The 26,222-nt window shown below is 62.9% G+C and carries 33 protein-coding genes; 19 read left to right on the top strand and 14 right to left on the bottom strand.

What is annotated here, in order from left to right; genetic code table 11:
- Position 1 precedes the first annotated feature (1 nt).
- The 4 genes from flgK to AC2FMM_RS13710 form a co-directional block, all read right to left on the bottom strand.
- Positions 2 to 1,453: a flagellar hook-associated protein FlgK gene (gene flgK, locus AC2FMM_RS13725; protein ID WP_496796856.1), complete on the bottom strand. Its 1,452-nt coding sequence runs from the start codon at positions 1,451 to 1,453 to the stop codon at positions 2 to 4.
- Positions 1,454 to 1,485: 32 nt separating this feature from the next.
- Positions 1,486 to 2,781, bottom strand: coding sequence for a flagellar hook protein FlgE (locus tag AC2FMM_RS13720; RefSeq protein ID WP_496796855.1), 1,296 nt, complete (start codon positions 2,779 to 2,781; stop codon positions 1,486 to 1,488).
- 97 nt (positions 2,782 to 2,878) lie between these two features.
- Complete coding sequence (locus AC2FMM_RS13715; RefSeq protein ID WP_496796854.1) at positions 2,879 to 3,718, bottom strand: flagellar motor protein MotB; 840 nt, start codon at positions 3,716 to 3,718, stop codon at positions 2,879 to 2,881.
- A gap of 85 nt (positions 3,719 to 3,803) precedes the next feature.
- Positions 3,804 to 5,147 (bottom strand): FliI/YscN family ATPase, encoded by a 1,344-nt coding sequence (locus AC2FMM_RS13710; protein ID WP_496712732.1) that lies wholly within the window; start codon positions 5,145 to 5,147, stop codon positions 3,804 to 3,806.
- Positions 5,148 to 5,234: 87 nt separating this feature from the next.
- Here AC2FMM_RS13710 and AC2FMM_RS13705 point away from each other — a divergent pair, with 87 nt between their 5' ends.
- Genes AC2FMM_RS13705 through AC2FMM_RS13665 form a run of 9 tightly spaced genes read left to right on the top strand, consistent with a single transcriptional unit; the run spans position 5,235 to position 9,819 of the window.
- Positions 5,235 to 5,624: a FlgB family protein gene (locus AC2FMM_RS13705; protein ID WP_496680501.1), complete on the top strand. Its 390-nt coding sequence runs from the start codon at positions 5,235 to 5,237 to the stop codon at positions 5,622 to 5,624.
- A 10-nt stretch (positions 5,625 to 5,634) separates the two neighbouring features.
- On the top strand, positions 5,635 to 6,021 hold the full coding sequence (gene flgC / locus AC2FMM_RS13700; protein ID WP_496680499.1) for a flagellar basal body rod protein FlgC: 387 nt from the start codon (positions 5,635 to 5,637) through the stop codon (positions 6,019 to 6,021).
- Between the two features lie 12 nt (positions 6,022 to 6,033).
- Complete coding sequence (fliE, locus tag AC2FMM_RS13695) at positions 6,034 to 6,324, top strand: flagellar hook-basal body complex protein FliE (RefSeq protein ID WP_149775969.1); 291 nt, start codon at positions 6,034 to 6,036, stop codon at positions 6,322 to 6,324.
- A 3-nt stretch (positions 6,325 to 6,327) separates the two neighbouring features.
- Complete coding sequence (locus AC2FMM_RS13690; RefSeq protein ID WP_149775970.1) at positions 6,328 to 6,600, top strand: flagellar biosynthetic protein FliQ; 273 nt, start codon at positions 6,328 to 6,330, stop codon at positions 6,598 to 6,600.
- Positions 6,600 to 7,310, top strand: a complete 711-nt coding sequence (locus AC2FMM_RS13685) for a flagellar hook-basal body complex protein (RefSeq protein ID WP_496796853.1) — start codon at positions 6,600 to 6,602, stop codon at positions 7,308 to 7,310. Before AC2FMM_RS13690 ends, AC2FMM_RS13685 begins: the two co-directional genes overlap by 1 nt.
- Before the next feature lie 24 nt (positions 7,311 to 7,334).
- Entirely contained in the window at positions 7,335 to 8,120 is a 786-nt protein-coding gene (gene flgG, locus AC2FMM_RS13680; RefSeq protein WP_496687499.1) for a flagellar basal-body rod protein FlgG, read from the top strand.
- On the top strand, positions 8,120 to 8,536 hold the full coding sequence (gene flgA, locus AC2FMM_RS13675) for a flagellar basal body P-ring formation chaperone FlgA (RefSeq protein ID WP_496741403.1): 417 nt from the start codon (positions 8,120 to 8,122) through the stop codon (positions 8,534 to 8,536). Before flgG ends, flgA begins: the two co-directional genes overlap by 1 nt.
- Before the next feature lie 2 nt (positions 8,537 to 8,538).
- Positions 8,539 to 9,264: a flagellar basal body L-ring protein FlgH gene (gene flgH / locus AC2FMM_RS13670; protein ID WP_496680493.1), complete on the top strand. Its 726-nt coding sequence runs from the start codon at positions 8,539 to 8,541 to the stop codon at positions 9,262 to 9,264.
- 12 nt (positions 9,265 to 9,276) lie between these two features.
- The gene (locus AC2FMM_RS13665; protein ID WP_496796852.1) at positions 9,277 to 9,819 is read left to right on the top strand and encodes a flagellar basal body-associated FliL family protein; all 543 of its coding nucleotides are present in this window, start codon (positions 9,277 to 9,279) and stop codon (positions 9,817 to 9,819) included.
- Between the two features lie 30 nt (positions 9,820 to 9,849).
- Here the strand turns inward: AC2FMM_RS13665 and AC2FMM_RS13660 are convergent, their stop codons facing one another.
- The 7 genes from AC2FMM_RS13660 to AC2FMM_RS13630 all read right to left on the bottom strand — a co-directional run bounded on the left by AC2FMM_RS13660 (position 9,850) and on the right by AC2FMM_RS13630 (position 16,755).
- Complete coding sequence (locus tag AC2FMM_RS13660) at positions 9,850 to 10,197, bottom strand: hypothetical protein (RefSeq protein WP_496796851.1); 348 nt, start codon at positions 10,195 to 10,197, stop codon at positions 9,850 to 9,852.
- A 32-nt stretch (positions 10,198 to 10,229) separates the two neighbouring features.
- A complete protein-coding gene (gene flhB, locus AC2FMM_RS13655) occupies positions 10,230 to 11,315 on the bottom strand; it encodes a flagellar type III secretion system protein FlhB (RefSeq protein ID WP_496796850.1) in 1,086 nt (361 codons plus the stop codon).
- Positions 11,312 to 12,085 carry a flagellar biosynthetic protein FliR gene (locus tag AC2FMM_RS13650; RefSeq protein ID WP_496796849.1) on the bottom strand — a complete coding sequence of 258 codons (774 nt, stop codon included), beginning with the start codon at positions 12,083 to 12,085 and terminating at the stop codon, positions 11,312 to 11,314. The genes flhB and AC2FMM_RS13650 overlap by 4 nt, the downstream gene beginning before the upstream one ends.
- Positions 12,082 to 14,109, bottom strand: a complete 2,028-nt coding sequence (gene flhA / locus AC2FMM_RS13645) for a flagellar biosynthesis protein FlhA (protein ID WP_496796886.1) — start codon at positions 14,107 to 14,109, stop codon at positions 12,082 to 12,084. Before flhA ends, AC2FMM_RS13650 begins: the two co-directional genes overlap by 4 nt.
- A gap of 63 nt (positions 14,110 to 14,172) precedes the next feature.
- Entirely contained in the window at positions 14,173 to 14,880 is a 708-nt protein-coding gene (locus AC2FMM_RS13640) for a transglycosylase SLT domain-containing protein (protein ID WP_496796848.1), read from the bottom strand.
- Positions 14,881 to 14,950: 70 nt separating this feature from the next.
- Positions 14,951 to 15,379 (bottom strand): Lrp/AsnC family transcriptional regulator, encoded by a 429-nt coding sequence (locus tag AC2FMM_RS13635; RefSeq protein WP_496796847.1) that lies wholly within the window; start codon positions 15,377 to 15,379, stop codon positions 14,951 to 14,953.
- Positions 15,380 to 15,435: 56 nt separating this feature from the next.
- Positions 15,436 to 16,755 (bottom strand): MFS transporter, encoded by a 1,320-nt coding sequence (locus AC2FMM_RS13630; RefSeq protein WP_496796846.1) that lies wholly within the window; start codon positions 16,753 to 16,755, stop codon positions 15,436 to 15,438.
- A 230-nt stretch (positions 16,756 to 16,985) separates the two neighbouring features.
- Here AC2FMM_RS13630 and AC2FMM_RS13625 point away from each other — a divergent pair, with 230 nt between their 5' ends.
- From AC2FMM_RS13625 to ptsN, 7 genes are all read left to right on the top strand, one after another.
- A complete protein-coding gene (locus AC2FMM_RS13625) occupies positions 16,986 to 17,600 on the top strand; it encodes a ribonuclease D (RefSeq protein WP_496680484.1) in 615 nt (204 codons plus the stop codon).
- Complete coding sequence (locus AC2FMM_RS13620; protein ID WP_496796845.1) at positions 17,597 to 18,565, top strand: KpsF/GutQ family sugar-phosphate isomerase; 969 nt, start codon at positions 17,597 to 17,599, stop codon at positions 18,563 to 18,565. The genes AC2FMM_RS13625 and AC2FMM_RS13620 overlap by 4 nt, the downstream gene beginning before the upstream one ends.
- A gap of 12 nt (positions 18,566 to 18,577) precedes the next feature.
- Entirely contained in the window at positions 18,578 to 19,177 is a 600-nt protein-coding gene (gene lptC, locus AC2FMM_RS13615) for an LPS export ABC transporter periplasmic protein LptC (RefSeq protein WP_496680480.1), read from the top strand.
- Positions 19,178 to 19,258: 81 nt separating this feature from the next.
- Positions 19,259 to 19,672, top strand: coding sequence for an LptA/OstA family protein (locus AC2FMM_RS13610; RefSeq protein ID WP_496687524.1), 414 nt, complete (start codon positions 19,259 to 19,261; stop codon positions 19,670 to 19,672).
- Positions 19,672 to 20,430, top strand: coding sequence for an LPS export ABC transporter ATP-binding protein (gene lptB, locus AC2FMM_RS13605; RefSeq protein WP_496680478.1), 759 nt, complete (start codon positions 19,672 to 19,674; stop codon positions 20,428 to 20,430). The genes AC2FMM_RS13610 and lptB overlap by 1 nt, the downstream gene beginning before the upstream one ends.
- Positions 20,431 to 20,682: 252 nt before the next feature.
- Complete coding sequence (gene hpf / locus AC2FMM_RS13600; RefSeq protein ID WP_496680477.1) at positions 20,683 to 21,246, top strand: ribosome hibernation-promoting factor, HPF/YfiA family; 564 nt, start codon at positions 20,683 to 20,685, stop codon at positions 21,244 to 21,246.
- Positions 21,247 to 21,305: 59 nt separating this feature from the next.
- Complete coding sequence (ptsN, locus tag AC2FMM_RS13595; RefSeq protein ID WP_496680476.1) at positions 21,306 to 21,770, top strand: PTS IIA-like nitrogen regulatory protein PtsN; 465 nt, start codon at positions 21,306 to 21,308, stop codon at positions 21,768 to 21,770.
- A gap of 51 nt (positions 21,771 to 21,821) precedes the next feature.
- Here ptsN and dalA read toward each other — a convergent pair whose 3' ends face one another.
- Positions 21,822 to 22,340, bottom strand: a complete 519-nt coding sequence (gene dalA / locus AC2FMM_RS13590; RefSeq protein WP_496741419.1) for a divisome-associated lipoprotein DalA — start codon at positions 22,338 to 22,340, stop codon at positions 21,822 to 21,824.
- 167 nt (positions 22,341 to 22,507) lie between these two features.
- On the opposite strand from dalA, the gene AC2FMM_RS13585 reads away from it, so the two are divergent.
- Positions 22,508 to 23,107 (top strand): L,D-transpeptidase, encoded by a 600-nt coding sequence (locus tag AC2FMM_RS13585; protein WP_496741421.1) that lies wholly within the window; start codon positions 22,508 to 22,510, stop codon positions 23,105 to 23,107.
- 140 nt (positions 23,108 to 23,247) lie between these two features.
- Positions 23,248 to 23,430 carry a hypothetical protein gene (locus AC2FMM_RS13580; protein WP_010442520.1) on the top strand — a complete coding sequence of 61 codons (183 nt, stop codon included), beginning with the start codon at positions 23,248 to 23,250 and terminating at the stop codon, positions 23,428 to 23,430.
- A gap of 74 nt (positions 23,431 to 23,504) precedes the next feature.
- On the opposite strand, the gene hemH is transcribed toward AC2FMM_RS13580, so the two are convergent.
- The gene (hemH, locus tag AC2FMM_RS13575) at positions 23,505 to 24,554 is read right to left on the bottom strand and encodes a ferrochelatase (protein WP_496796844.1); all 1,050 of its coding nucleotides are present in this window, start codon (positions 24,552 to 24,554) and stop codon (positions 23,505 to 23,507) included.
- Positions 24,555 to 24,610: 56 nt separating this feature from the next.
- Positions 24,611 to 25,423 carry a methyltransferase domain-containing protein gene (locus AC2FMM_RS13570; protein ID WP_496741423.1) on the bottom strand — a complete coding sequence of 271 codons (813 nt, stop codon included), beginning with the start codon at positions 25,421 to 25,423 and terminating at the stop codon, positions 24,611 to 24,613.
- Between AC2FMM_RS13570 and AC2FMM_RS13565 the strand changes: the two genes are divergently transcribed.
- A complete protein-coding gene (locus AC2FMM_RS13565; protein WP_496796843.1) occupies positions 25,422 to 26,186 on the top strand; it encodes a double zinc ribbon domain-containing protein in 765 nt (254 codons plus the stop codon). The two genes, AC2FMM_RS13570 and AC2FMM_RS13565, sit on opposite strands and share 2 nt — an antisense overlap.
- Positions 26,187 to 26,222 lie beyond the last annotated feature (36 nt).

The following is a 26,222-nucleotide window of genomic DNA, read 5'->3' as shown; positions in this document are numbered from 1 at the left end:
TTCACATCCTCAGCAGCATTTCCATCAGTTCATCGACGACCGAGATGATCCGGGCGTTGGCGGCATAGGCCTGTTCGATCTGCATCATCCGCTGCAACTCGGCGTCGCTGTCCACGCCTTGTTCCGCGACCAACTGTTCCATCTGCTGGTGTAAGCTGGCCGCATAGGTCTGACGGGACTGGGCCGTTTGCGCATTCGTGCCGGCCTTGGACAGTAGCGCCTCGGACAGTTCGGCCGCGCGCAGATTGCCGGTGCCGAAATCCGGCATGGAGACCGGGCGCGCCTGGTTCAGCGCTGCGCTGAAGGCCTGCAGTTGCGTGGCGTCGCCGGGATTGTTCGGGGCGGCGGCACCCAGACCCGCTCGCAGCTTCCAACTGTTCCCCCCTGCATCTGGATCGACCGCGGCGTTCAATTCAAGGCGCGAGGCCAATCCTGCGGGCGCGGTTGCGGAGTACCGGGCCCCGTCGTCAGTAAACAGGCCAGGATCGGTTGCTAGGGCCGTCGGGTCCAGGCCTGGCGTTTCGAAGCGTTCAATCAAGTCCTGAGCAACGGCGTCGAGTTGGGCCTGCGCTTCGATCGAAAGCTCGTCCCGGATCTGGAACTGAGCCATCAGGGCGCCGCCCCGAATCTGCGCGGTTTCGCCGCTGGTGCGGACCGGTTGCCCGTTCATCTCAAGGCCGGACAACAGCCCGTTACCGATCGTCATGTGCGGTTTGGTGTCGCCCGTCATCGTGAACGTGAACTCGGCTGCGCGCCCTTCCAGAAGGATCAGGCCACCGTCCGAGTACAAGGACACGCGGTTGTTGTCCCGTGCCACCACGTTCACGGGAATCAGCTCGTTGACCTGGTCGATCAGAACCTGCCGTCGGTCCAGAAGGCCATTGATGTCGCCGCCGGCGTTCTGAACGGCCGGAATACGGGCATTCAGGTCTTCGATGTCCTTCAGAGTGGCGTTCAGCGTATCGACATAGCTTCCGATCTTGCGGTCTGCATCGGATCGCATGTCCCGCAGCCCCTCTGACGCAGCGTTCAGAGCCCGGGCCAGATCGTCGCCGGCGCGCGCGACCTGATCCAACCGCTCGGCCGAGCCGGGATTGCTGGCCGCAGTGATCAGGCTGTTTTCGAAGCCGACCAGCCGCGCCGATACCGAGGCCGCGTCGCCGGGTTTGCCGACCAGCGTTTCAAAAGCAGCGTGAAAATCGGCGATGGCCGAATTCAGTGCCAGATCGGCATCCGCTGCCCTAAGATTGGCGGCCAGAACCGGGTCGTGGTGCCGGGTGACACCGACAACCTGCACCCCGTTTCCCGAGAATTGACTTGTGGCCAATTCCAGCGTTCGCTTGGCATAGCCGGGGGTCAGCGCGTTGGCGATATTGCCGGATACGACGGCGGCGCCACGGCTGGCCGCGCTCAGCCCGCCCAGGGCGTTGTTCAATGCCGTTGACATGCTCATGGGACCGCTCCTTTCAGGTGCTCAGGTCAGGCTCAGCGTTTGATGTTCGTGGTTTCCTGAAGCATCTCGTCCACGGTCTGGATCACCTTGGCGCTGGACGAATAGGCGCGTTGCGTCTGGATCATCGATGTCAGTTCGGTGGCGACATCGGTTGTCGATTCTTCACGGGCAAAGGAAATCAGTTCACCGGTCGGGCCCTCGCCCGCGTTCCAAAGGAAATAGGTGCCGCTTTCGCGCGAGGGGGCATAGGTCTGGCTGTCCAGCGCGGTCAGGCCGTTGGGGTTTGGAACATCCGCCAGCGGGATCTGGTACATCCGCCGCGTCACTCCTGTATCGTACAGCGCATAGACATAACCATTTTCGTCAACCTGCACGCTCGACATCGTGCCGACGGCGGAACCGTCGCGCGTGATCGAGACCGGGGCGAACGTGTCGGACAATTGCGTGATGCCGTCAGGGTCGCCGATCAGCCCGACATTGACCTCCATCGGCCCGCCCGCGACGTTGACCACGAAGCTTCCGGTCGCGGGGTCATAGGCCCCACCCGAAACCGCCGTGACGCTGGCCAGGGTTCCGCCTGCGGTGCGGCTGTCGGTGAAGGTCAGAACGTATTCTCCGATGATCGCCCCGCCCGAAGCCGAATCCCGCAGGGTCATCGTCCATTGGTTGCTGGAGCCAGTGGTCGGGACGGTCGGCACAAGCTCGATATCCACGGTCTCGGGCTTGCCGAGGTTGTCGAAATATTCGACCGACAGGGGCTGTGGATCGCCGGGCGCACCAGCATCGGTGGCCGTTGCTGGCAGGTTCATGCGCAGGTTCATTTCGGTCGTTGGCGAGCCCGACAGCTGATTGACGCTCAGTTGCACCGGCTCCAGCGCGGCGGGCGTGTCGCGCGAGACGTTGGGGATCGAACCGTCGGGATTGGCCCGCCAGCCCAGCAGTACCAGCCCCGATTCGGTAACAAGGTAACCTTCGGCATTGGTCCGGAACGATCCGGTCGTGGTCAGCAGCATCTCGTTTGACGATGTGCCGATCTGAGAGCTGGACCGAACTGGCAGCATGCCGCGGCCCCGCACGGCCAGATCGGTGGAATTGTTGGTGGTCACGAGCGACCCGCGCTGGTCGATCAGGCGCTGGCTGGTCGTGCGCACGCCGCCGGCGGAATAGCTGCCGCCCTGTCCGGACGTGACCATGGAATGAAAATCCGTTTCAACCCGCTTGTATCCGTAGGTCGAGGAGTTGGCGATGTTGTCCGAAATGGTCGCAAGCCGGTTGGCATTGGCCTTCAATGCGGCCACGCCGGCATTCAGCGAAGAAGAAATTGTCATCGGCACGCCCTTTTGTTGCGTCTAATCTTTCCGCAACAGCTAACGCGCCGGGCCTTAACAGCGCGCTAACAGGTAAAATGCCACGCATCATTTCCGGTCATGGGTCGCGCAGGAACACGATCTCGATCCGGTCGTTTCGCGGGGCCATCGGGTTTTCGACGGCCAGTTCCCGGTCGGCATGGCCGGTCACGCGGTCCAGCCTGCGGGCATCGACACCATCGTCCTGCAGCAATTTGCGGACCGCCTGCGCGCGGGACGTGGAAAGATCCCACGCAGGATCCTGGGCCAGAACCACCGGAGCAGATCGGACATGGCCGTCCACCGCAATCGCATTGGTCACAAGATCCGAGGACCGCGCGACCAGCAGGATCAACGCGCGCATCATCTGCGTCGGCGTGTCGGTACCCGGTTCGAACAGTGGTTCGGACTCGGTCGCGAAAAGTTCGACAACCAGGCCTTGATCGGTGACCCGCGTCACGATGTGTTTGAGAGCCTTCTTCGAGACCAGGCTCTCACCGGCCCGGCCCAACAACTGCGCTTCGAGCGTCGAAAAATCCTCGAAGGCGCCGCGCCCGTCGCCAAGGGAATCGACCCCGGTCGATCCGCGGGCTCGTTTCGCTTCGGTCGGATTCTTGTTCGTTGCGCCGGAGCCATCCATCACCATGGTCTTCTCCGAAAACATGTTCTCGCCCCCGAAGGCGCCGTCGCCACCGCCCGACACCGGGTGCACCGGAATCGTCGGTGAGAAATAGTCCGCCAGTCCCTTGCGTTGTTTTTCGGTCGTTGCGTTCAGCAGCCACATCAACATGAAGAAGGCCATCATCGCCGTGACAAAGTCGGCATATGCGACTTTCCAGGCACCGCCATGGTGGCCATCGCCACCTGATGCGCGCTTCTTCTTGATGATGATCGGCGGCGCATTCGTTTGCGCACCCATCTCCACCACCCTTTTTCACCCGGTGTTCAGAACTATCGGAAAGGGCTTAAGGTCCTCTTAACAATTAAAATTCTAAGAAACGGTCTCAGTGCTGGAGCGCAGTTCCGGCCTTGGCGCGGCGCAGGATGACGGCCAGGCGGTCAAAGCTGTTCTGGATCCCGTCGGGGTCCGGCTTGGCGAAGAATCCATCCAGCTCGTCATGGGCGCGCACCGCCTGATCCAGCAGGGGATCGGTGCCCGGCGTGTACAGCCCGGCCTTGATCATAACCTCGGACTGTTCATAGCTGCCCACCAGGCTGCGGGTCTCGGCGATCATCCGGTTCTCCTCGTCCGTGGCGGCGTTCGGCAGTGACCGCGACACCGAGCGGCTGAGATCTATGGCCGGGAAACGTCCACGTTCCGCGATTTCGCGGCTCAGGACGATGTGTCCGTCCAGAACCCCGCGCAGGATGTCGGCCACCGGCTCGTCCATGTCTGACCCGGCCACCAGCACGCTGAAAACGGCGGTGATGTCCCCCTGTTTCGCGGTGCCGGGGCCGGCCCGTTCGCACAGGCCAGCGATCAGTGGTGTGGTCGAGGGCGGGAAACCGCGCAACGATGGCGCCTCGCCCATGGCGGCGGCGATCTCGCGGTGGGCTTCGGCAAAACGGGTGACGGAATCCGCCAGAAACAGAACGTTCAACCCCTGATCGCGCAGATATTCGGCAACGGTCATGGCCGACCAGGCGCAGCGGCGCCGGGCCAGGGCCGACTGGTCCGATGTCGCGGCCACGACGACCGATCTCTTCAGCCCGTCCGCCCCAAGGGCCTCCTCGACGAACGCGTTGACCTCGCGACCCCGCTCGCCGACCAGGGCCACGACCACCGCGTCGGCCTGCATCGATCTGGCCATGGTGGCAAGCAAAGTCGATTTGCCGACACCGGATCCCGCGAACAAGCCGATGCGCTGCCCGCGTACGATGGGCAGAACCGTGTTCAGAACGGCCAGCCCGGTTGCCATGCGTTCACCCAGCGGCTTGCGATCGACCGCCGGCGGGGGCGCGGCCATGATGTCGCGTGGGGTCGTGCCCGGCAGCAGCGGTTTGCCGTCCAGCGGCTGCCCGAACGGGTCCACGACCCGGCCCAGCCAGTGCATACCGGGGGCAAAGACCGGGGTCGGCTCGAGAAACACGCGATCGCCCAGGCGGACGCCATCGGGCGCGCCGGCGGGGAGCATGTGAACGACGCCGCTTTCGACCCGCAGCACTTCACCCGCCAGATCCGGACCGGATTGCCGCTGCAAGGTGAGGTGGTCACCGATTCGGGCCGCGTTCTCCAGACCCTCGATTTCGATCACTCCGCGGGTGACACCGTTGACGAGACCCATGCGCCGCGCCGGTGAAAGCCGGTCGAACAGGGGCTTCAGGATCGACGGATCGAGGTCTGACATGGTGTTGGCTCCAACTGGTTTCTGAAAACGGTTTCTAAAGGAATCGGGGTTAAGCCTTGATTGAAATTGATCGAGGGAGAAGCCCCGATGTTCTCGGACCTGAACGTCTTTAAAGTTGCGTACGCCATGGCAACCCATGCCGGTCAGCGGCAGGCCGTGGTCTCGCGCAACATGGCCAACGCGGATACGCCCGGCTATCGGGCCCGCGATATCGAGCCGTTTTCCAAAGCATTCGAAAACACGTCATCCACGCCGGCGATGGTCGCCACACGGCCTGGCCACCTGAACGGCGTGGGTATGGATGGCAGGCTGTGGGCCGAACAGGTCCGCGCGGGGGCCGTCGACCCCAACGGCAACGGCGTCTCGCTTGAGGAGGAGATGCTGAAGGCCGTCGAGGTCAAGCGCCAGCATGACCGGGCTCTGGCCATCTACAAATCGTCGATCGGCATCCTGCGCACCAGCCTGGGCAAAGCATGAGGAGCGGGACATGAGTGATTTTTCGGATTCCCTCAAAGTGACGGCCAGCGCATTGCGGGCCCAGTCGGCGCGGCTGCGGCATGTGTCCGAGAACATCTCGAACGCGGACACGCCGGGCTATCGTCGCAAGACCGTCTCGTTCGAGGCGGTGAACGACGAAGGTGTCGATCTGGTCCGAACCGGGCGCGTCCAGCTGGACCAGAAAGCGCTGTCGCAGATCTATGACCCCAGCCATCCGCTGGCGGATGCAAGCGGCCACTATCAGGGGTCGAACGTGGATCTGATGATCGAGATCGCTGACGCGCGCGAAGCGCAGCGCAGTTACGAGGCCAACCTGAAGATGTTCGACCAAGCGCGACAGATGTCATCCAGCCTGATGGAATTGCTGAGAAAATAAGGGACGACCAGAATGGATATCCGAACGATCAACGCCGCACAGAACTATGCTCACGCCCGTCCGGCCACACAGGCCGACCCGGAGCGGTCCGGCGCCGCACAAGGGTTGCGGGCCACCTTCCAGGATTTTGCCGCGACGCTGAAACACAGCGAAAGCGTGGCGAAGGACGCGATGGTCGGCCAGGCGGATCCACATGCGCTGGTGCAGGCTTTGGCCCAGACCGAACTTGCCGTGGAAACGGCGGTCGTCGTGCGCAACAAGGTGGTCGAGGCCTACCAGGAAATTCTTCGGATGCCGGTCTGAGCCATGCTGAGCGAAGGTTTGTTCTATGACATCGTGCGCCAGGCCTTGTGGATCGCGGTGATCACCTCGGTTCCGATCCTGACGGTGGCGCTGGTCACCGGCCTGGCGGTTGGCCTGTTCCAGGCGCTGACCTCGATCCAGGAAATGACACTGACCTTCGTTCCGAAGCTGGTGGCCATCGTGATCGTCTTCTGGATTTCGATGGGGTTCATGACCCAGACGCTGGTCACCTTCTTCACCTCGACACTGGTTCCGCTGATTGCAGGAGGCCGCTGATGGATACCGCCTATGTTACTTTGTCCCGGCAGTCGGGGTTGATGAGCGAAATGCGCATCGTGGCGAACAACGTCGCCAACGCCAATACCACCGGCTATCGCCAGCAAGGGCTGGTGTTCTCCGAGTTCGTTCGGGATATGTCGGGCGGCCCGTCGCTGTCCATGAGTCGCGCGCAGGTGCGCAACACTTCGTTCCAGCAGGGGATTCTGACGGAAACTGGCGGTCAGTTCGACTTTGCCATCGAGGGTGACGGTTTCTTCCTGATCGAGACTCCGTCCGGCAACCGTCTGACCCGCGCGGGCAGCTTTGCGCCCGACGCCAACGGAGATCTGGTCACCCCCGACGGATATCGGGTTCTGGACAGCAACGGGGCGCCTGTCTTCATTCCGCCCGACGCAGCGACGATCGATGTCGGGGGCGATGGAACGCTCAGCATCGATGGGCAGCTGTTGGGCCAGATCGGGGTCTACCGCCCCACGGACGGGACGCGGCTGGTGCGCGAAGCCAGTACACTGTTTCGGCCTGAAGGCGAAGTCGAGCCGGTGGAGGAACCAGTGGTGCTGAACCGGTTTCTCGAAGGGTCGAATGTCAATGCGATCGACCAGGTCACCAAGCTCATCGAGATTCAGCGTGCCTACGAACTGGGCCAGAGTTTTCTCGAGGCCGAGGACGACCGAGTCCGCGGCGCACTTAAAACCTTGATGCGCTGATCTCAAGCAGCAGGAGAATGTGAAATGCAAGCTCTCAAGATTGCCGCGACCGGAATGTCGGCCCAGCAGATGCGGGTTGAGACGATCTCGAACAACCTGGCGAACATGAACACCACCGGCTACAACGCGCGGCGCGCCGAGTTCGCGGATCTGCACTATCAACAGATGGCGCGGGCCGGAACGGTCAACGCCTCGGACGGAACTGTTTTGCCGACGGGAATCCAATTGGGTTTGGGGGTTCGTCCGGCGGCGGTCACCGTGCAACTGGCCCAGGGTGCGCTCTCGGCGACGGGCAGCGATTTGGACATCGCTATCGAAGGGCGTGGATATCTGGAAGTGACGCTGCCCAACGGGCAATCGGCCTACACCCGCGATGGCAGCCTCAAGCGTTCGGCCGAAGGGTTGATCGTCACGTCGGACGGGTTCGCCGTCGCACCGGAAATCACCATTCCGGACGATGCCCGGTCAATCTCGATCAACGCCGCCGGCGAGGTCTATGCCTATTTCGACGACACCGCCGAAGGGCAGTTATTGGGCGAGTTCACGCTGGCGAGTTTTTCGAATGCCAAAGGGCTCGAAGCGATCGGCAGCAACCTGTTCAAGGAAACCGAAGCCTCGGGTGCGCCGATCGTGGGAACACCGGGCGAAGATGGTCTGGGTACGCTTCGGCAGGGCTATCTGGAAGACAGTTCGGTGGATGCGGTGCGCGAAGTGACCGAACTGATCGAAGCACAGCGTGGATACGAAATGAACGCCAAGGTGATCTCGGCCGTCGATCAGATGATGGGCGCGACGACGCAGGTGCGCTGATGAAGGTGGTGATTCTTTCCCTGTGTTTGCTCAGCCCGCTTTCCGCGTTCGCCGATATCGTCGTGCCGACCCGAACGATCCGGCCCAAGGAAATCATCGCGGAAACGGATCTGCAGACCAAGCCGGGCGATGTGGCCGGTGCGGCCCGGTCCTTGGAACAGTTGGTCGGGAAAGAGGCAAGAACAGCGCTCTATCCGGGTCGTCCGATTCGCCCATCTGACGTTGGCCCGCCGGCAATCGTGGACCGAAATGACCTGGTGACGCTGAAGTTTTCCCGGAACGGCCTGACCATTGCCGCGGAGGGCCGAGCTTTGGGTCGGGGGGCCGCCGGCGAGCGGATCAGGGTCATGAACCTGTCATCCCGCACGACGGTGTCGGGCGAAATCCAGCCGGATGGCCAAATCGAGGTGAACTGATCATGAAAGTCTCAACACTGCTTCTTGCCATCCTGGCATTGGCCGCCTGCGGGCGTCTGGACCATCTGGGCAAGCCGCCAAGCCTGTCGCCCAACACGGAATCGCCTGAACATGTCGCCATGCTGTGGCCCGGCCTGCCTCTGCACACGCAACCGCAGCGCGCGGTCGATCGTGCGTCGCTATGGAGCGGTGGTCAGCAATCATTGCTGGGTGACCAACGTGCGATGAAAAAGGGCGATATCCTCACGGTTGTGATCGAATTGGACGAAAAAGCAGAAATTTCGAATGACACTAGCCGCTCGCGCAGCGGGTCGGACGAGCTGAAGATACCGGGCCTGTTCGGCCTGCCGCAGCGGGCGGCCGGTCACTTGCCCGAGGGCGCATCTCTGGATGAGGCCGTTTCCATCGACTCGGCATCCTCAAGCAAGGGGAAGGGATCGGTCAAGCGAAAGGAAAAGCTGACGCTGCGCGTGGCTGCAACCGTCGTGGATGTGCTGCCCAACGGCGTTCTGTCGATCTCCGGGTCACAGGAGTTGCGGGTGAACTTCGAACTGCGGGAACTTCTGGTTTCGGGCTATGTGCGACCGCAGGATATCTCGCGCCAGAACGAGATCACCTACGACAAGATCGCCTCGGCCCGCGTATCCTACGGTGGCCGCGGCCAGATCACCGATGTCCAGCAGCCCAGGTACGGGCAGCAGGTTCTGGACGCCCTGTTGCCGTTTTGAAAGTGACGCGAGATGAAAAAACTGTTGCCCATCATGTTTTTGGTCGTGGGGCTGGGCGCGGGCGCCGCAGCCGGCCTTTTCCTTGCGTCGAACAAGTCGGCTGAAGACCAGGGAAATGGAGAGAGCGCAAAGAAGGCCCCCCCCCAAGCCGAAGAGGAAATACCACAGACCCAAACTGCGCCGGCGGGTTCTCATGATGACAGTGCGCATGGGAAGAAAGGCGAGGAAGCGAGCTATGAGTACCTCAAGCTGACGAAGCAGTTCGTTGTGCCGTTGGTGGAGGATGACAGGATTTCCGCCCTGGTCACTGTGTCGCTCAGCCTCGAAGCCCAGCCCGGCAACGAAGATACGTTCTACAAGCTCGAACCGAAGTTACGTGACGCGTTCCTTCAGGTGTTGTTCGACCATGCGAACATGGGGGGGTTTGACGGGGCGTTCACCCATTCGGACAACATGGAAACCTTGCGCCGATCTCTTTTGGAGGCCGCCAGGAAAGACCTTGGGGATGAAGTCAACCGCGTATTGATCGTCAGCATGAGCCGTCAGGATACCTGACGGCTCCTCTCCAGTCGTGGCGGTGTCGCCTCAATCGGTTTTTCGCAGGTGTGCGCGCCGCAGCGCGGTCGCTTGCCGTTCCACGAGATTTTCCAATGCTTGTTTCCGCCCGAAGGCCTGACGCAACCCGTCCATCATCGCAAGCTTCTGCGACCGGATCCGAGCCAGCTCGGCGTTCAGTTGCCTGCGTGTTGATGCCTCCCAGCCGTACCAAATGACGTCGGCGCCGGCCATTCTGTAGCCCGTCGCGTCGGCGGCCGTCGAACGGACCTGTGCCAGCTGTGCGTCCAGTTGCGAGATCCGGTTTCGAACACGGGCCTCCTGTTCGGGGATCGGGCGCAGCTTTTGATGTTCCTTTTCAAAGGCGGCAGCGGTCACCGCAACAAGGTCCGAGAGCTTGTCTGCCTTCATCAGATACCTTTCCTGGCGCGTTTGCGCATGGCTTCGGCAAAGCGGATGGCCGCGGCGACGGGGCGATAGTAGTTTTCAGGGATTTCCTGACCGATTTCGACCGTCGCATGCAGCGCGCGCGCCGTCGGCGGGTCGGAATGGATGGGAACGCCGGCCTCGATCGCGGTTTTTCGGATCGTCGCCGCAACTTCATCGACCCCCTTGGCCACGCAGGCGGGCGCCGTTCCGGGCGCGCGCGACCATTTCAGTGCAACGGCATAATGCGTAGGGTTGACGATGACCACGTCGGCCTTTGGTACGTCCGCCATCATTTGCGTGGTCGCGATTTCCTGTGCGCGCTGTCTGCGATGCTGCTTCAGGTGGGGGTCGCCTTCGGACTCTTTGGTTTCGTCCTGCAATTCCTTTCGCGACATCCGGTTCTTTCGCATGTGTTCGCCGTATTGCCAAAGATAATCGATGGCGCCGATCGCGAGCGTCACGGCAACCACGATGAAGAGAAAGCGCAGCAGCAGGTTCATCAGAAAAATGATCGACGCCTTGGGCGGCGCCGCTGCGGCCGACAGGATCTGGGACAGGTTTGCGTGCAGAAATAATGCCAGGCAGACGCTGTAGATGACCAGCTTTGCAAAGCTTTTGGCAAACTCGAACAAACCTCCGCGGCCGAACTTGTTTTTTGCGTTTGACGGGATGGAAACGCGTGACAGTTTCGGCTTCAGTTTGCTGGGGGCAAAGACCAGCGCCCTTTGCGCCAGAAGACTCAGAAGTACCACGATGGCGGGCACGGCCAGCAGCGCACCGGCCGAGCTTGCAACGACCGCCATCAATCCTCCCACCGGCCCGCTGAACGATCCGGTGACCAGCAGCGGGCCGAGGGCGAAAGACTGGCCGATCAAAACTACGAAGGCCGAGCCCAAGTGCTCTGCAGAGTAGTGGCCGACAACGATCAGTGCGATCGTCAGCCCGGCATAGGCCGCCACGGCGGACAGGTCATTGGACTTGACCACCTCGCCTTTTTCGCGTGCCTTCCGAAGCTTCTGCGGTGTGGCTTCGAACGACTTATCGGTGTCGTCGTCCTGGCTGCTCATGGGCTGGCTCCGACCGGGTCGTTGAGAAACGCGAGCATGGCGTCGCTCCAGGTGGACAGGATGATGGGCGTTCCGGCAAACAGAAGAAACAGGCCGGCGAAGGTAATCGCGGGCGCTCCCACGAAGGCAACCATCAACTGGGGCATGGCCCGGTTGATGACACCCAGGGCCAGGTTGTAGATCAGCGAGGCGATGACGAATGGGGCTGCCAGCCCGACGGCCAGGGAAAAGCTGCGGGAAATCTGGGCCACGCCCCATTGCGACAGATCTGATGCTGCGGGTGCGCTGCCGATCGGAAACAGCGCGTAGCTGTAGATCAGGAATTGCGCCGCGCGGATGTGGAGGCCCATCACCGTCGCCAATGCCAGCCCCGCCAGTGTCATCAGATACCCCATGGCGGGCACCGGCTCGGCCGCAGCGCCCCCCAGGATCTGGGAAAGCGAGGTTGCCTGGGCCGCGATCGAACCGGCGGTTTGCAGCGCCAGCACGAACAACCGCAGGCCAAAACCCAGGACCAGCCCGATCAGAGTCTCCGATAGGATTGCATTCACCAGTGGCAGCAGGCCCGCAGAAACTTCCGGCCCCGGTACCATTGGAGCGATCAGCAGGGTGAAGGCGATGGCCGCGCCCAGTTTGACTCGGGTGGGAATGCTGCGCTCGCCGAAGGCGGGCAGCAGAGACACAAAGGCCGAAACGCGCAGAAACACGACGAAAGCCAGCCAAAGCCCGGCTCCCAACTGGTCGAGCAGCGCCGGAGGCAGGGCGATCATGCCGGCACCGTCCCGACCAATGCTGGCCGCGCCTCGAGCCCGATTTCCTCGAACGACAGAACCGGGTTCGACACACCGCGCGCCTGCAGGATCGTACGCAACAATCTGCGGCGGCGGGTGGATGTGACCAGGGCCGGATACAACCCCTGATCCGCAGTTCTGGCCAAGGCCTGCACGGCTCCGTCCGCAAGTTTGTTGAACAGGTTGGGCGGCAGCGCCACATCCAATCCGGCGCCAGGCGCGTCGATCTGGTAGGTCGCGAAGGTCTCTTCCCATTCCGGTGCCAGTTGGATCAGCGGTATCGAGCCGTCTGTGCGCTTTAATTCGGCCACCAGTTGGAAGCCCAGCCGCTGGCGCACAATTTCGCAGATGGCTTCGGGCTGGGTCGTGGTCATCCGCGCCTCGGCCACGCTTTCGAGTATCAGCGCCATGTTGCGGATCGAGACCCGCTCGTCCAGCAGCAACCGCAGCACCGCATGCAGCGTGTCGATCGGAACCTTGTCGGGGATCAGTTCGTCCAGCAGTTTGCGGTTGGCCTCAGCCCGTGCGGGATCACTGAGGCGGGTCATCTCGGACAGCAGGCGGCGTAAGGATTTGAGCGTCAGCAGGCGCGAGAAATTCTGTTTGATGATCTCCAGAAGATGTGTGGCCAGGATCTCGGGTGGGGTTACGATGGTGGCACCGCTCAGGGCGGCGGCCTCTTGGTCCTTGGGCAGGATCCACCGGGCCGGGGCACCATAGACCGGTTCGGTCACATCATTGCCGTCGGGCAGAAGATCAGCGCCTTCCTGCACAAGCGCCAGGATCAGGTCGGGGTGCAGCACGCCGCGGGCCTGTTCGACCCCCTGCACCTTGATCACATAGGTGCCCATCGGCAGATCGGCACGGTCGGTCAGGCGGATCTCGGGCAGGATCAAGCCGAAGCTCGAGGCGACATAGGTCCGCATGTTGGCGATCCGCGCATCCAGACCGGTTCCGGGGTTCAGAACCATGCTGACCAGATCGGGCGCGAACTCCAAATGCACATCGTCCAGGTCCAGAACATCGCCGATCGCCTGCGCGGACGGCGCCTGGGCTTCGGGAGCCGGCGATCGCGCGGCCAAGGCCTCGGCCTTCTGTTTCTTGTGAACGTGATAGGCGGCATAACCCAGGACCGCCCCGCCCAGAATGAAGGGCAGGAAGGGCAGGCCCGGCACCAGCGCGAACAGAGCCATCAGCACCGCCACCGTGCCCAGCGCCGCCGGATGCCGGCCCAGTTGCGAGAACAACGCGTTGTCGGTCGCGCCCTGCGTGCCGCCGCGCGCCAGCAACAGGGCCGATGCGATCGAGATGATCACGGCTGGAATCTGCGACACCAACCCGTCGCCCACGGTCAGGATGGCATAGGTTTCGAACGCCGATGCAACCGGCATGCCATGCACGATCACCCCCATGATCAGCCCCATCACGAGGTTCAGAAGAGTGATCAGCAGCCCGGCGACCGCATCTCCCTTGACGAATTTCGACGCCCCGTCCAGCGAGCCGAAAAACGTGGTTTCCTGCTGTTCAAGCTCGCGCCGTTCCTTGGCTTGCTGGTGGTCGATCGCACCGGCCGACATGTCGGCGTCGATGGCCAGCTGCTTGCCCGGCATCCCGTCCAGCGCAAACCTTGCACCGACCTCGGCCATGCGCGCGGCGCCCTTGGTGATGACCATGAAATTCACGATCAGCAGCACACCGAACACGACGAGACCCAGGAAGATGCTGCCACTCATCACGAATTGGGCAAAGCCTTCGATCACGTCGCCGGCGGCGTTGGGGCCGGTGTGGCCCTGCCCGATGATCAGCTTGGTCGAGGACACGTTCAGCGACAGCCGCAGCATCAGCGAGGCCAGCAGGATCGTCGGGAAGGACGAAAAATCCAGCGGGCGCTCGATGAACAGGGTCAGGGTGAAGATCAAAATCGCCAGTGCGAACGAGGCCGCCAGCCCGATGTCGAGCACCCAGGACGGCATTGGCAGAATCATCATCACGATCACGGTCATCAGCGCCAGCGCCAGAAGAACCGTGGGTGAAAACAAGGTCCTTGGGTCAAGTTTCGGCACGCGTCACTCCTGATCGAACGTGATGAAGGCCACTGCGGTCCCGGATACCGGAACAAGTGATCCCAGGGCGGGGCGGTCGACCTTGGCGGGGGAGGGGCCGAGCGGGATCAACGGCAGCGCGGAGCGGTGGAACGGGTCGACGGCCTGACGGGCGACCGGTTCGGGCGCGTCGGACAGCGCGGCCAGAACCGTCTGGAACCGGGTGACATATCTGCGGGCATGCTCGGGCGTGCGCGAGTGATAGGCGCCAACAGCACCCGACCAGTCGCCATGTTCGGCGTGAAGCCGTTTCAGGAACTGCGCCGCATAGGCAGCATTTTGATCGGGGTCGAACATCGCGTCGATCGACCGGAACGCCTTGCCGTGCCAGCGGTAGTTGATCTGGAAACAGCCGACGTCAAATCTGCGGGCGCCCGATTTGAACACCTCGAATACATAGGCCTTAGCCTCGGCCTCGGACCCGAACCAGTATCCCTTGCCTTCCAGGTTCACGGTCCAGGGCCAGGGGTGCAGGCTGCCATCGACGCGGCGCCCGGTTTCCACCCGTGTGATGGCCTGCATGACATCCAGCGGGACACCCTCGGCCCGGGCGGCACGCCGGGCCGCTTGGTCGCAGATGTCGGCGGTGCGCATGTCCGGTATGGCCAAGGCCACCGTGGCGACCATGGCCTGCACCCACAGCGAGAGGAAAACGATCTTGAGTTCTGGCATTCTGCCGGTCCGGGATTCTTCTGACCGGGCCAAGCTAGCCAGCTTTCGGTTTACAGAGGGTTAGCGCCGATCAGCTCCGGTCGATCCTGCGACCGAACACGACGCTGGTATTGGTGCGCAGCACGCCGGGGATCTTGGCCAGCTCGTCCACCAAGATGTCGAGATCCTCGATCCGGGGGGCTTCGGCCGACAGAAGCAGGTCGAATTCGCCGTTGATCGACAGGCACAGCTTGACCTCGGTATAGGCTTCCAGCCGCTTGATGATGCGCGATGTCTCTTTCTGCTGCACCTCGAGCAGCACCACGACCTGCACCCTGGGCGTGTCGTCGGTCCGGCCCAGCAGGACCGAGTAGCCCGCGATCACGCCTGTTTCCTCCATCCGACGGATACGTTCGTGCACGGTGGTCCGGGCCACGCCCAGACGCGCCGCGATCTGCGTGGTCGAGGCGCGCGCGTTGTGCTGTAGGGCGGCGATGATGCGGCGGTCAAGCTGGTCCATGGGGCTTTCGGCTGTCGGTCGAGTGGTTCGGGTCTACGGCAAGAGGGCGGTCGCCCTCAAGGTTTGTGCGGATATCGGGGGTGCAGGTCGTCGATGATAATTGGGTGCGCATGCGGATCGGGCCCGGACAGATGCGGGTGATCGGCCGGCAGGTCCGGGTGGTCATGCGCGATGGACCGCGGCTGGAATGCGGGCCAGGTCCAGGCGGCCAGCATCAGGCCGCCCAAGGCCATAACGGTCAGCGCGGCCATCGCCACTGTCGCCCCATGTTGCGTCATCAGCCAGCCCGACAGCGGATACAGAACCAGCCAGCAGGCATGTGACAGGGTGAACTGGGCGGCGAACACGGCCGCGCGGTCCTCGGGATGGGCGGATCGGGTCAGCAACCGCCCGGATGGGGTCAGCGTGCAGGAATAGCCGAAACCCACATGCGCCCAAAGCGTGGTCAGCATCGCCAGCGACATCGGCACCACCGCGGACAGCAGCGCAGCGGTAGCCATGGTCGCGGTCGCCAGCGTTGCGCCGGCCAGCATCACGCGGCGATCCGGCAGACGCTCCAGCAGCGCCGGGAGCACGAAAGCCGCCAGCATCGACCCGCCGCCAAACCCGGCCAGGGCGATCGCCACGGCGCTGTCCTGCAGGCTCAGGTCGCTGCGCACGATCACCACGGTATTGACCAGAACCATCGCGCTGAGGGCGGCGACGGTCCAGCTCAGCGCCAAAAGGCCACGCAGGCGCGGTGTCCGCAGATAGATGCGAATACCGCGTGTTGTTCGGTCAAAGACCCCACGTGGCTGACGGGGCGTGGGCGAGGGCAGGACCACCGAGACCACCAGCAAGGCCGAGGCCGCAAAGCCCAGCGCCGTTCCCCAGAACAGGCTGTCGAAGCTGACGACCAGCAGCAGCAGCGCTGCCAGCATCGGGCTGACAAGGTTCTCCAGATCATAGGCCAGTCGCGACAGCGACAGGGCCTTGGTGTAATCCTGCTCGTCGGTCAGAACATCGGGAATCGTGGCCTGGAACGCGGGCGTGAACCCGGCCGAGGCCGATTGCAGCACGAAGATCAACACATAGACCTGCCAGACCTCGGTCACGAGAGGCAGGCACAGCGCGACCGCGGCCCGCACCATGTCCAGCGTCACCAGCATGCGGCGGCGGTCCAGCCTTTCGGCAAAAGCCGCGGCGATGGGTGCAATCGTGACATAGGCGATCATCTTGATGGTCAGGGCCGTGCCCAGCACCATCGCGGCGGACTCGCCGGCCAGATCATAGGCCAGCAACCCCAGCGCCACGGTCGCCAGCCCGGTGCCCAGCAGCGCCACCACCTGCGCGGCCAGAAGGTGACGGTACGTCCGGTTCCGCAGAATGTTCAGCACCGCGCAAACCCTGAAACGGCCCGGCGCGCGTCGTGGGGGCCACCGTCGCTCGGGCGGGCGGTAGTTTGTTCAGACGAGGCACAGGACGGTTGAGTCATGACCCGACCCTATGCGCCGGACGTAGATGCCTCAACCGCAATGACACCCGAGTACCGCCATGGGGCGGATGGCGTTGAGTTTGCGGGTCAAACACCCTATTTCCGTGACACCACCGTGCAAAGGAAACATTCGTGGCGAACTACCTTTACAAGAACGACCTGCCCGACGGGCTGGACCTGGGCCCCGTCGTGGCCATCGATTGCGAAACCATGGGCCTGAACCCGCATCGCGACCGTCTGTGCGTGATCCAGATGTCGGGCGGCGACGGCCACAGCCACATCGTGCAGGTGGAAAAGGGTCAGACCGAGGCCCCGAACCTGTGCGCCATGCTGGAAAACCCCGAGGTGCTGAAACTGTTCCACTTCGGCCGCTTTGACATCGCCGCGCTGTACCACGCTTTCGGCGCGCTGGCGGCGCCGGTCTATTGCACCAAGATCGCCAGCCGCCTGGTGCGCACCTATACCGACCGGCACGGGTTGAAGAACCTGTGCCAAGAGCTGCTGGGCATCGACATTTCGAAACAACAGCAGATGAGTGACTGGGGTGCCGAGACCCTGACCGGGGCGCAGCTGGACTATGCCGCTTCGGACGTTCTGTACCTGCACCAGCTGCGCGCGGCGCTGGATGCGCGGCTCGAACGCGAGGGCCGGACCGAGATGGCGCAGGCCTGTTTCGACTTCCTGCCGATGCGCGCCAGGCTGGATCTGGCGGGCTGGCCCGAAACCGACATTTTTGCGCACTCATGACCGATACCGACTCCTTTTTGAAAACCGCCCGGCAGGTCGTCACCGACGAGGCCCGCGCGCTCGAGGTTCTGGCCGAAGGGCTGGATGACCGTTTCGCCGACGCGGTGCGGCTGATCCTGCAGGCCAAAGGCCGGCTGATCGTCAGCGGCATCGGCAAGTCGGGTCATATCGGGCACAAGATCGCGGCCACGTTGGCCAGCACCGGCACGCCCGCCTATTTCGTGCATCCGGCCGAGGCCAGCCACGGCGACTTGGGCATGGTGTCGAAGGATGACGTGGTGCTGGCGATATCGAATTCCGGCGAGGCGCCCGAGCTGGCCAACCTGCTGGCCTTTACCCGGCGGTTCGGGATTCCGCTGATCGGCCTGTCCAGCCGGCTGGACAGTACGCTGATGAAGCAGGCTGACGTGCATCTGCTGATCCCCGCGCTGGGCGAGGCCTGCGGATACGGCATGGTGCCCTCGATCTCGACCACGCTGACACTGGCTATGGGCGATGCGCTGGCGATCGCGTTAATGAAATACCGCGATTTCAAGCCCGAAGATTTCCGCGCCTTCCATCCCGGCGGCAAGCTGGGTGCGCAGCTGAGCGCGGTGCGCGACCTGATGCATAGCGGCGACGCACTGCCGCTGGTGTCAGCCGACACCCCGATGAGCGACGCGCTTATCGAGATCAGCCAGAAGGGCTTTGGCGTGGTCGGCGTGACCGATGCAGAGGGCACCCTGGTCGGCATCATCACCGACGGCGACCTGCGCCGGCATATGGACGGGTTGCTGAACAACACGGCGACCCAGGTCATGACTGCCAACCCCACGACCATCGCGCCCGACGCGCTGGCCGAAGAGGCGGTGGCGATCATGAACGCGCGCAAGATCACCTCGTTGTTTGTAGTGGACCCGGAGCAGCCGCGCCGGGCGCAGGGGCTGTTGCACATCCACGACTGCCTGCGCGTCGGGCTGGGTTGAGTGAGGGCCGGGATGGATCGCTATTCGCGCATGGTGCAGTTTCTCAAGGTTCTGCTGCCGCTGGCGGCCATCCTGCTGCTGTCGATGGTGTTTCTGCTGTCGCGCAGCATCGAGACAAAGGTGGCGGTTCCGTTTTCGCAGCAGGATATCGACGAACGCCTGAACAATCAGCTTGTGACGCAGCCAATTTATCGCGGCGTCACCCGCAAGGGCGAGGATATTCAGGTGGAAGCCGTCCGCGCCAGCCGCGGGACCGCGGACGAGGCGCCCACGGCGGCCGAGTTCAAGGGGCAGCTTGGCCTGAACGGCGGCCGCGTCATCACCCTTGATTCCAACACCGGCCTGATCCGCCCCGACAAGGGCACGGCGACCTTCTCCGACGATGTGGTCATCACCACGACCGATGGTATCCGGGTCACGACCGATCTTCTGAACACCTCGCTAGACGAGATTCGAGGCGACACCCCAGGGCAGGTTGCAGGGACCGGGCCGATCGGCAACTTCACGGCCGGGCGGATGACCTTCGGTGCCGAAAATTCCGACGGCCCCGTCCATATTGTTTTTACAGACGGCGTGAAGCTGATATACGAGCCGAAAAAGACCGAAAGATAACCCGTGTTTGATTTTCGAATAGTTCCTTTGTGTGCCGCATTGGCCTTTGGGGCGGCCCCGGCGGGCGCCCAGGAAGCCCAAGTGGCGTTCGGGGCAGCCGCAGCAGATCCCAGCCTGCCGGTCGAGGTCACGTCGGAGACGCTCAAGGTCAACCAGGAGGACGGGTCGGCCGAGTTTCTGGGCAATGTCGTCGTCGTGCAGGGCCAGATGCGCCTGTCGGCCGATCGGGTTCTGGTGATCTACAACGAGGACCGCTCGGGGATCGAGCGCCTCGAGGCGTCCGACAACGTTCTGCTGGTCAGCCCACCGGATGCGGCCGAGGGGGATTGGGCGGAATACACGATCGACAGCGGGGTTGTCGTCATGACAGGCAACGTTCTGCTCAGCCAGGGGCCCAGTACGATCAGCGGCGATCGGATGGTCGCGAATCTGGCGGACGGAACCGCGACCATGACCGGCCGGGTCAAGACAATCCTCAAGTCGGGCGGTGATTGATGGCGGGGCCGAAACTGTCCGTTGCTGAAGGGGCGTCCGGGCTGAAGATCGACAAGCTGCGGAAATCCTATCGCAAGAAGACGGTGATCCGGGATGTGTCGATGACGCTGGACCGGTCCGAAGTCGTGGCGCTTCTGGGGCCGAATGGCTCGGGCAAGACCACGACCTTCTATTCCGTGGCCGGGCTGGTCTTCCCCGAGGCTGGCTCGGTGACGCTGGACGGTCAGAACGTCACAACGTTGCCGATGTATCGGCGGGCGCGGATGGGAATCGGCTATCTGCCGCAGGAGATGTCGATCTTCCGCGGTCTCAGCGTCGAGGACAACATCGCCGCGGTTCTGGATATCTCGGTCAAACATGCGCATCGGCGTAAGGAGCGGCTGGAGGAACTGCTGTCGGATTTTTCGATCGAGCACCTTCGGCGGGCGCCGGCGCTGGCCTTGTCGGGCGGCGAGCGGCGGCGGGTCGAAATCGCCCGCTGCCTGGCGGCCGATCCGAAATATCTGCTGCTGGATGAACCGTTTGCGGGGGTGGACCCGATCAGCGTAGGGGACATCCGCCATCTTGTGGCCGATTTGAAAAAGCGGGGAATCGGCGTGCTGATCACCGACCACAACGTACGCGAAACCCTGGAAATCGTGGATCGCGCCTATATCCTGCATGACGGGCAGGTTCTGATGTCGGGCACCCCGGACGAGGTCGTCGAGAACGAGAACGTGCGCCGCGTCTATTTGGGCGAAAACTTCAGAATTTCATAAACTTGTCGGATGACGGAGGGATTCCGCGACAGTTTTCTCGAATCTGTGCTCGTGTTTTGATTGACTCTGCTGCCGCCTGTTGGCTGAATTGGGATATGGCGCTTGCGTGGATTCAGTCTGGATCTCGATCCCCCTTCGTTGAAGGGCGCGATGATCGGCAACCCCGTACAGCGTCTCGACCCCCCACCCCATAACAACAAGCCTGCCGCATGATGCGGCGCAAACAGGGGTGTGAATTGTGAAGGAGATCACATGCGTTACCAAATCAGCGGCAAACAGATCGACATCGGTGCGGCCCTGCAGACCCACGTGCAGACCGAACTGGGCGAGGTTGTGGGCAAATATGCCCAGCGCGCAACGGACGCCAACGTCGTCTTTTCCCGTTCAGCGCATGAATATGTGTGTGAAACCACCGTGCATCTGTCCACCGGCCTGACGGCTCAGGCCAAGGCCCATGCCACCGAGATCTACGCGGCATTCGAGGCGTGCTGTGACAAGATGGAGAAGCAGTTGCGCCGCTACAAGCGCCGCCTGAAGGACCACCACCGCGAGCGGTCCGAGCCGGTTGAACTCTTCGGGGCGTCGTCCTATATCCTCGCCTCGAACGATTCGGAGCCGGAGCAGGAACCCGACTCCTTGCAGCCAATCATCGTTGCCGAGATGGAAACCAAGATCCCATCGCTCAGCGTTGGTGAGGCTGTCATGCAGATGGAACTCGCGGGCGCGCCGGTGCTGGTGTTCCGGAACGAAAACAAGGACGGATTGAATGTCGTATATCGTCGCGACGATGGAAACATCGGCTGGATCGATCCGTAACAGGCAAGGATGAAGGCACTGCCTCCGCACCGGCGGGGGCATTGTCGTGGAGCAAGATAATGGAGCTTTCGAGCATATTGAAGCCCGAAGCGGTGCGCGTGTTGTCCGCCGCATCCAGCAAGAAGCGACTGTTTCAGGAAATCGGGGAAGTCGCCGCCAGCGCCTTGGGGCTGGATGCTCAGACCGTGGTCGATAATCTGCTCGAGCGTGAGAGCCTCGGCCCGACCGGTGTCGGACACGGAGTGGCGCTGCCGCATGCCCGTCTGTCGGGCCTGGACGCCGTGGCGGGCGTGTTCGTGATGCTGGAAAAGCCGATCGACTTCGGTTCAGTCGACCGGCAGCCTGTGGATCTGGCCTTTGCCCTGTTTGCCCCCGAGGATGCCGGTGTCGAGCACCTCAAGGCGCTGGCCTTGGTTTCACGGACGCTGCGTGACACATCTGTCTGCAGCAAGCTGCGGGCCAATCCTGATCCGGTCAAGCTGTATGCGATTTTGACCACTGCGCAATCGGTGCAGGCGGCCTGATCCCGCTGACGTGGCGATGTGGCCCTCGTGGGCTGGCCGCGCGCGGCAAGGTCAGCCGCCGGTGCCCATTTCCAGAACCCACCAGAGCTTTCCGCCCTTTTCCTGGTGCCAGGCAAACCCCATCTGCGTTGCCTTCGGATCCATTATGACCGACCGCGGGCCGGGCTCCTGCATCCAGGCGGCCAGGGTCTCGGTTTCGGTCTCGTAGGTCTCCGAGATGGCCTCGCCGCGAAACGTCCCCAGATAGCCAACGCGCACCGCGCGGTCCAGCGGCGAGGACCCGTCGGACCCAAAGTGCCAAGGGCGATTCTGGCGCGCCATGTCCTTGGCGTGGGTTGCGGCGGCCGCGTTCAGCTGAGCATTCAGTTGAACGGGCTGCAGGCCAGAGGCCTGGCGCAGCGCGTTGACAGAATCAAGCATGCGGAACTGCAGCTTCTCGGGGTTGCCGCGGATCTTGTAGGCCTTGGGCAGCGGTCGTCCGTCCGCCCCTAGCGTCGAAGTGCCCGAAGTTTCAGTACATGCCGCAAGCGCGACAAGGCAGATCAGCAGCAAGGAAAAGATACGCGTCATCATAGGCCCAGTTCGTTGTTCCGAAAAGGGATAGCCTGCGCGCGCGCATTGCGCAAAGGCCCAATTGCCGATGTTCGCGTATTTCTGCCGGTTTGATTTGCGACTGAAGCATTCTGGCAATAAACTGCCTGCGAATTTCAATACTGATTATCAAAGGACCTTTTGGCATGGCCAAGAAAAACGTTCACCTGACTTCGCGCCGCGGGTTCCTGGCCGGGGGCACGTCCCTGTTGGCCAGCCCGGCGATCGCGCAGTTCATCCCCGGCGATCCACTGCGCCCTGCGCCCGAACCCGAACCGCCGGTCCGACGCAATGTTTCCGGGTTTCGCGCCATGGAGTGGCAGCCCTATTTCTCGAACATCCGAAACGGGGCGATTCTGGTCGATACGGTTTCGCGCGCGTTGCACTACTGGTCCGAGGATCAAACGGTGTACAAGCTGTACCCGTCCTCCGTTCCGCTGACCGAGGAACTGACCCGCCGTGGCCGTACCAGCGTCATCCGCAAGGTTGTGGGGCCCAGTTGGTCGCCGACGCCTTCGATGAAGAAGAGAAACCCGGAATGGCCCGACTATATCCCGCCGGGACCTGACAACCCGCTGGGAACGCATGCTTTGTATCTGAGCTGGAAATATTACCGCATCCACGGCACCCACGACACGCGCAAGATCGGGCGGCGGTCGTCGAACGGGTGCATCGGCCTGTTCAACGAACATATCGCCGAATTGTACGCTTTGACCAAGGTCGGCACGCAAGTGTTGCTAATTTGACGACATTTTCGCGCGCCAAGCCGCCGGTGGCACAAGTTGCAATTGCATTCTCGACGCTTTGCTGCTTAGAAAAAACCACGAGGTAAGTCATAGGTGCGGGGCTCCAGTATCCCGGGGCCACGCAAACTTTGGAGGTTAACATGAAGAAACTCGTTCTCGCTGCTGCTCTGACCGCTGCCGCTTCGACCGCATATGCCGGCAACCTGGAAGAGCCGGTTGTGGAAGCACCGGTTGTTGTCGAAGAAACCCAGGGCTCGTCGCAGGGCATCATCCTGCCGCTGATCCTGCTGGTCGTCGTCGCAGCAGCTGTTGCCGCAAGCTAAGTCCAGCGGACAACGACAAAAAAGAAAGGCGGTGGATTTCCACCGCCTTTTTTCATGCGTTTTCCGAGGCCGGTTCAGTCCAGCCAGCCTTTCAGGTTGTCCGCGATCACTTTTCCCAAGGCCGCGATATGCGCGTCCTCGTCGTTCAGGCAGGGGATATAGGTGAAGGTCTCGCCGCCTGCCTCTTCAAAGCTCTCGCGGATCTCCTCGTTGATTTCTTCCAGCGTTTCGATGCAGTCCGACGAAAACGCCGGGGCAATGACGGCGATGTTCTTTTTGCCCTGCCGGGCCAGTTCCGCGACGTGGTCGACGGTGTAGGGCTTCAGCCATTCCTCGGGTCCGAATCGTGACTGGAAGGTGGTCACCAGTTGATCATCCGCCCAGCCTAGCCGCTCTTTCAGCAGTCGTGATGTCTTGGCACACTGGCAGTGGTACGGATCACCCTGCATCAGATAGCGTACCGGCATGCCGTGATAGGAACACACCAGAACGTCCGGCTTGGTCTCCATGGCCGCATAGGCGCGCTCGACCGACTGCGCCAGGGCGTCGATATAGGCCGGCTCGTCGAAATAGGCCGGCACCGTGCGGCTGGCGGGCTGCCAGGCCTCCTCCATCAGCGCGCGAAAGAACTGGTCGTTCGCGGTGGCGGTCGTGGCGCCCGCATATTGCGGATAGAGCGGGAAGAACAGGATGCGGTCGCAGCCCTCGGCCACCATTTGGCGGACCTTAGACTTGGTCGAGGGGTTTCCGTAGCGCATGCAGAAATCCACCATGACCTTGTCACCATAGCGGTCCTGCATCGCCGCGCGCAGCTTGGCGGTCTGGTCCTTGGTGATGGTCATCAGCGGGCTTTCGCCCTTGTCGTGGTTCCAGATCGATTTGTACGCCGCGCCCGAGCTGAAAGGACGTTTGGTCAGGATGATCGCCTGCAGAATCGGCTGCCATTTCCAGGCCGGATAGTCGATCACCCGACGGTCGGACAGGAACTCGTTCAGATAGCGGCGCATCGGCCAATAGCTGTAATCGTCCGGCGTGCCGAGATTGGCCAGCAGGATGCCGACACGGCCCATCTTGATCTTGGGGTGATCTGCGGGCGCGTGCGCGGGGCGGATGGCATCGAACATGGTGGCTTTCCTGAGTTTTTCCGTAAGTGCCTGAATTAATCGGATCGACCGCGGGGTCAATCGGACAGTTTGCCTTCTTTCGTGCCTAAGGCTTGGGCGAGGCTGACCTGGGCCGAACCGGGCCGCAGCGGCTTGGGCTGGCTGGCATCCGGTGCCCAGCCGGTTAGGCAGACCAGCTCGAAAGTTGCCGTCAGGCGCCCGTCGGGGGCGGTGAAGCTTTCGGCATAGATCTGCTGTGCGCGTTGAAACACGGTCCGGCGCGTGGGGTATTTCAACCGTTCGGTCATCGCGTTGGCCTCGCCCATGGCGCGCAGGTCGGCCATCAAGTGCCACAGGTCGCGGTAGGTCGCCGTCAGCGGCACCCGGTCGGCCACGGGCAGGGCCAGCCCGGCGCGTTGCAGCAGGGCACCAAGGTCGCGCAGTTCTGCCATCGGCGCGACACGGGGGCTGAGCCCGCCGGTCACCTCAATCTCGGCCTGACCCAGCGCTGCCCGCAATTCGTGCAGCGTCTCGCCGCCCAGACAGACCACCAGCAACAGCCCGTCCGGTTTCAGGGCGCGGGCGCATTGGATCAGCTGTCCAACCGGGTCATTGGCCCAATGCAAAGCCATGGCGTGGATCACCAGATCATGCGCGCCCGAGGACAGGTCCAGCACCTCGTCATCAGGCACGATTCGCGTGCCGTTCAGAACGCCTGCCCATGCCTGGGCAAAAGGGGTTACGATCGCGGGCGCCGTAAAGGTTTTATTAACCACGGCAAGGCGATCCTGCACCTCGTCGACGGCGGCGCGGTGCAGGAACAGGGCGTCGTCCCGGGCTCTGGCGCGATGCGCGGCCAGGGCGGATCGGTCAAACAATGAGGGTGTCATGGCTGCGGATGGGTCCATAGGGCGCAATTATCGCATATGGCAGCGGATTCAAACCGCGATCGAGGTCGTGTACCCACCGCGCTGCATCGGTTGCGGCGAGATGACCGGGTCGGATTTCGGGCTGTGTGGGCCATGCTGGCGCGAGACGCCGTTCATTGGGGGGATGGTCTGTGCCAGCTGCGGCGTCCCGTTGCCGGGCGAGGACGACGGCCTCCGGGTCGAGTGTGATGACTGCATGCGCCAGCCGCCGCCCTGGTCCGAGGGGCGCGCCGCGCTGCTTTACGCTAGCAAGGCGCGGGCGCTGGTTTTGGCACTGAAACATGGCGACCGGACGGAACTCGCCAGACCCGCGGCGCAATGGATGGCACAAGCCGGGCGCTCTCTGCTTCGGTCGGACATGCTGATTGCGCCGGTGCCGCTGCACTGGTCGCGCCTGTTGAAGCGTCGGTACAACCAGTCGGCGCTGCTGGCGCAGCATCTGGGCAAGGTGGTCGGGCTGCCGGTTTGCCCCGACCTGCTGCTGCGCAGCCGGCGCACCCCGGCGCTGGAAGGGAAAACGGCCGCCGAGCGGGCCGAAACGCTGCGCGATGCGATCACCGTGCATCCGAGGCGGGCGGACCGCCTGAAGGGGCGCCACGTGCTGCTGGTCGATGACGTGATGACATCGGGCGCGACCTTGGCGGCCTGCGCCCGCGCCTGCCGGGTGGCCGGGGCGGATGATATTTCCGTGTTGGTACTGGCGCGCGTTGCCAAGGATGCCTAATTCCCCCTAAATTGCGCGAAATCCAAGGGAACGGAC

Source organism: Ruegeria sp. BHSC043 (assembly GCF_059612985.1).
The sequence above is the reverse complement of the archived record's forward strand: the minus strand, read 5'-3'. Positions and strand labels throughout refer to the sequence as shown.

Coding starts and splice junctions, on each gene's coding strand:
- AC2FMM_RS13650 (WP_496796849.1), bottom strand. CDS start 12,085: ATGATCGCCCTGCCTCCGGCGCTGCTCGACCAGTTGGGAGCCGGGCTT.
- AC2FMM_RS13640 (WP_496796848.1), bottom strand. CDS start 14,880: ATGCCAGAACTCAAGATCGTTTTCCTCTCGCTGTGGGTGCAGGCCATG.
- flhB (WP_496796850.1), bottom strand. CDS start 11,315: ATGAGCAGCCAGGACGACGACACCGATAAGTCGTTCGAAGCCACACCG.
- AC2FMM_RS13715 (WP_496796854.1), bottom strand. CDS start 3,718: ATGGGTGCGCAAACGAATGCGCCGCCGATCATCATCAAGAAGAAGCGC.
- AC2FMM_RS13690 (WP_149775970.1), top strand. CDS start 6,328: ATGCTGAGCGAAGGTTTGTTCTATGACATCGTGCGCCAGGCCTTGTGG.
- flhA (WP_496796886.1), bottom strand. CDS start 14,109: ATGACCGTGATCGTGATGATGATTCTGCCAATGCCGTCCTGGGTGCTC.
- lptB (WP_496680478.1), top strand. CDS start 19,672: ATGGCGGGGCCGAAACTGTCCGTTGCTGAAGGGGCGTCCGGGCTGAAG.
- lptC (WP_496680480.1), top strand. CDS start 18,578: ATGGATCGCTATTCGCGCATGGTGCAGTTTCTCAAGGTTCTGCTGCCG.
- AC2FMM_RS13580 (WP_010442520.1), top strand. CDS start 23,248: ATGAAGAAACTCGTTCTCGCTGCTGCTCTGACCGCTGCCGCTTCGACC.
- AC2FMM_RS13620 (WP_496796845.1), top strand. CDS start 17,597: ATGACCGATACCGACTCCTTTTTGAAAACCGCCCGGCAGGTCGTCACC.
- AC2FMM_RS13710 (WP_496712732.1), bottom strand. CDS start 5,147: ATGTCAGACCTCGATCCGTCGATCCTGAAGCCCCTGTTCGACCGGCTT.
- AC2FMM_RS13570 (WP_496741423.1), bottom strand. CDS start 25,423: ATGACACCCTCATTGTTTGACCGATCCGCCCTGGCCGCGCATCGCGCC.
- fliE (WP_149775969.1), top strand. CDS start 6,034: ATGGATATCCGAACGATCAACGCCGCACAGAACTATGCTCACGCCCGT.
- AC2FMM_RS13720 (WP_496796855.1), bottom strand. CDS start 2,781: ATGACAATTTCTTCTTCGCTGAATGCCGGCGTGGCCGCATTGAAGGCC.
- AC2FMM_RS13685 (WP_496796853.1), top strand. CDS start 6,600: ATGGATACCGCCTATGTTACTTTGTCCCGGCAGTCGGGGTTGATGAGC.
- AC2FMM_RS13585 (WP_496741421.1), top strand. CDS start 22,508: ATGGCCAAGAAAAACGTTCACCTGACTTCGCGCCGCGGGTTCCTGGCC.
- hpf (WP_496680477.1), top strand. CDS start 20,683: ATGCGTTACCAAATCAGCGGCAAACAGATCGACATCGGTGCGGCCCTG.
- AC2FMM_RS13565 (WP_496796843.1), top strand. CDS start 25,422: ATGGCTGCGGATGGGTCCATAGGGCGCAATTATCGCATATGGCAGCGG.
- AC2FMM_RS13635 (WP_496796847.1), bottom strand. CDS start 15,379: ATGGACCAGCTTGACCGCCGCATCATCGCCGCCCTACAGCACAACGCG.
- ptsN (WP_496680476.1), top strand. CDS start 21,306: ATGGAGCTTTCGAGCATATTGAAGCCCGAAGCGGTGCGCGTGTTGTCC.
- AC2FMM_RS13665 (WP_496796852.1), top strand. CDS start 9,277: ATGAAAAAACTGTTGCCCATCATGTTTTTGGTCGTGGGGCTGGGCGCG.
- hemH (WP_496796844.1), bottom strand. CDS start 24,554: ATGTTCGATGCCATCCGCCCCGCGCACGCGCCCGCAGATCACCCCAAG.
- AC2FMM_RS13705 (WP_496680501.1), top strand. CDS start 5,235: ATGTTCTCGGACCTGAACGTCTTTAAAGTTGCGTACGCCATGGCAACC.
- flgG (WP_496687499.1), top strand. CDS start 7,335: ATGCAAGCTCTCAAGATTGCCGCGACCGGAATGTCGGCCCAGCAGATG.
- dalA (WP_496741419.1), bottom strand. CDS start 22,340: ATGACGCGTATCTTTTCCTTGCTGCTGATCTGCCTTGTCGCGCTTGCG.
- flgK (WP_496796856.1), bottom strand. CDS start 1,453: ATGAGCATGTCAACGGCATTGAACAACGCCCTGGGCGGGCTGAGCGCG.
- flgA (WP_496741403.1), top strand. CDS start 8,120: ATGAAGGTGGTGATTCTTTCCCTGTGTTTGCTCAGCCCGCTTTCCGCG.
- flgH (WP_496680493.1), top strand. CDS start 8,539: ATGAAAGTCTCAACACTGCTTCTTGCCATCCTGGCATTGGCCGCCTGC.
- flgC (WP_496680499.1), top strand. CDS start 5,635: ATGAGTGATTTTTCGGATTCCCTCAAAGTGACGGCCAGCGCATTGCGG.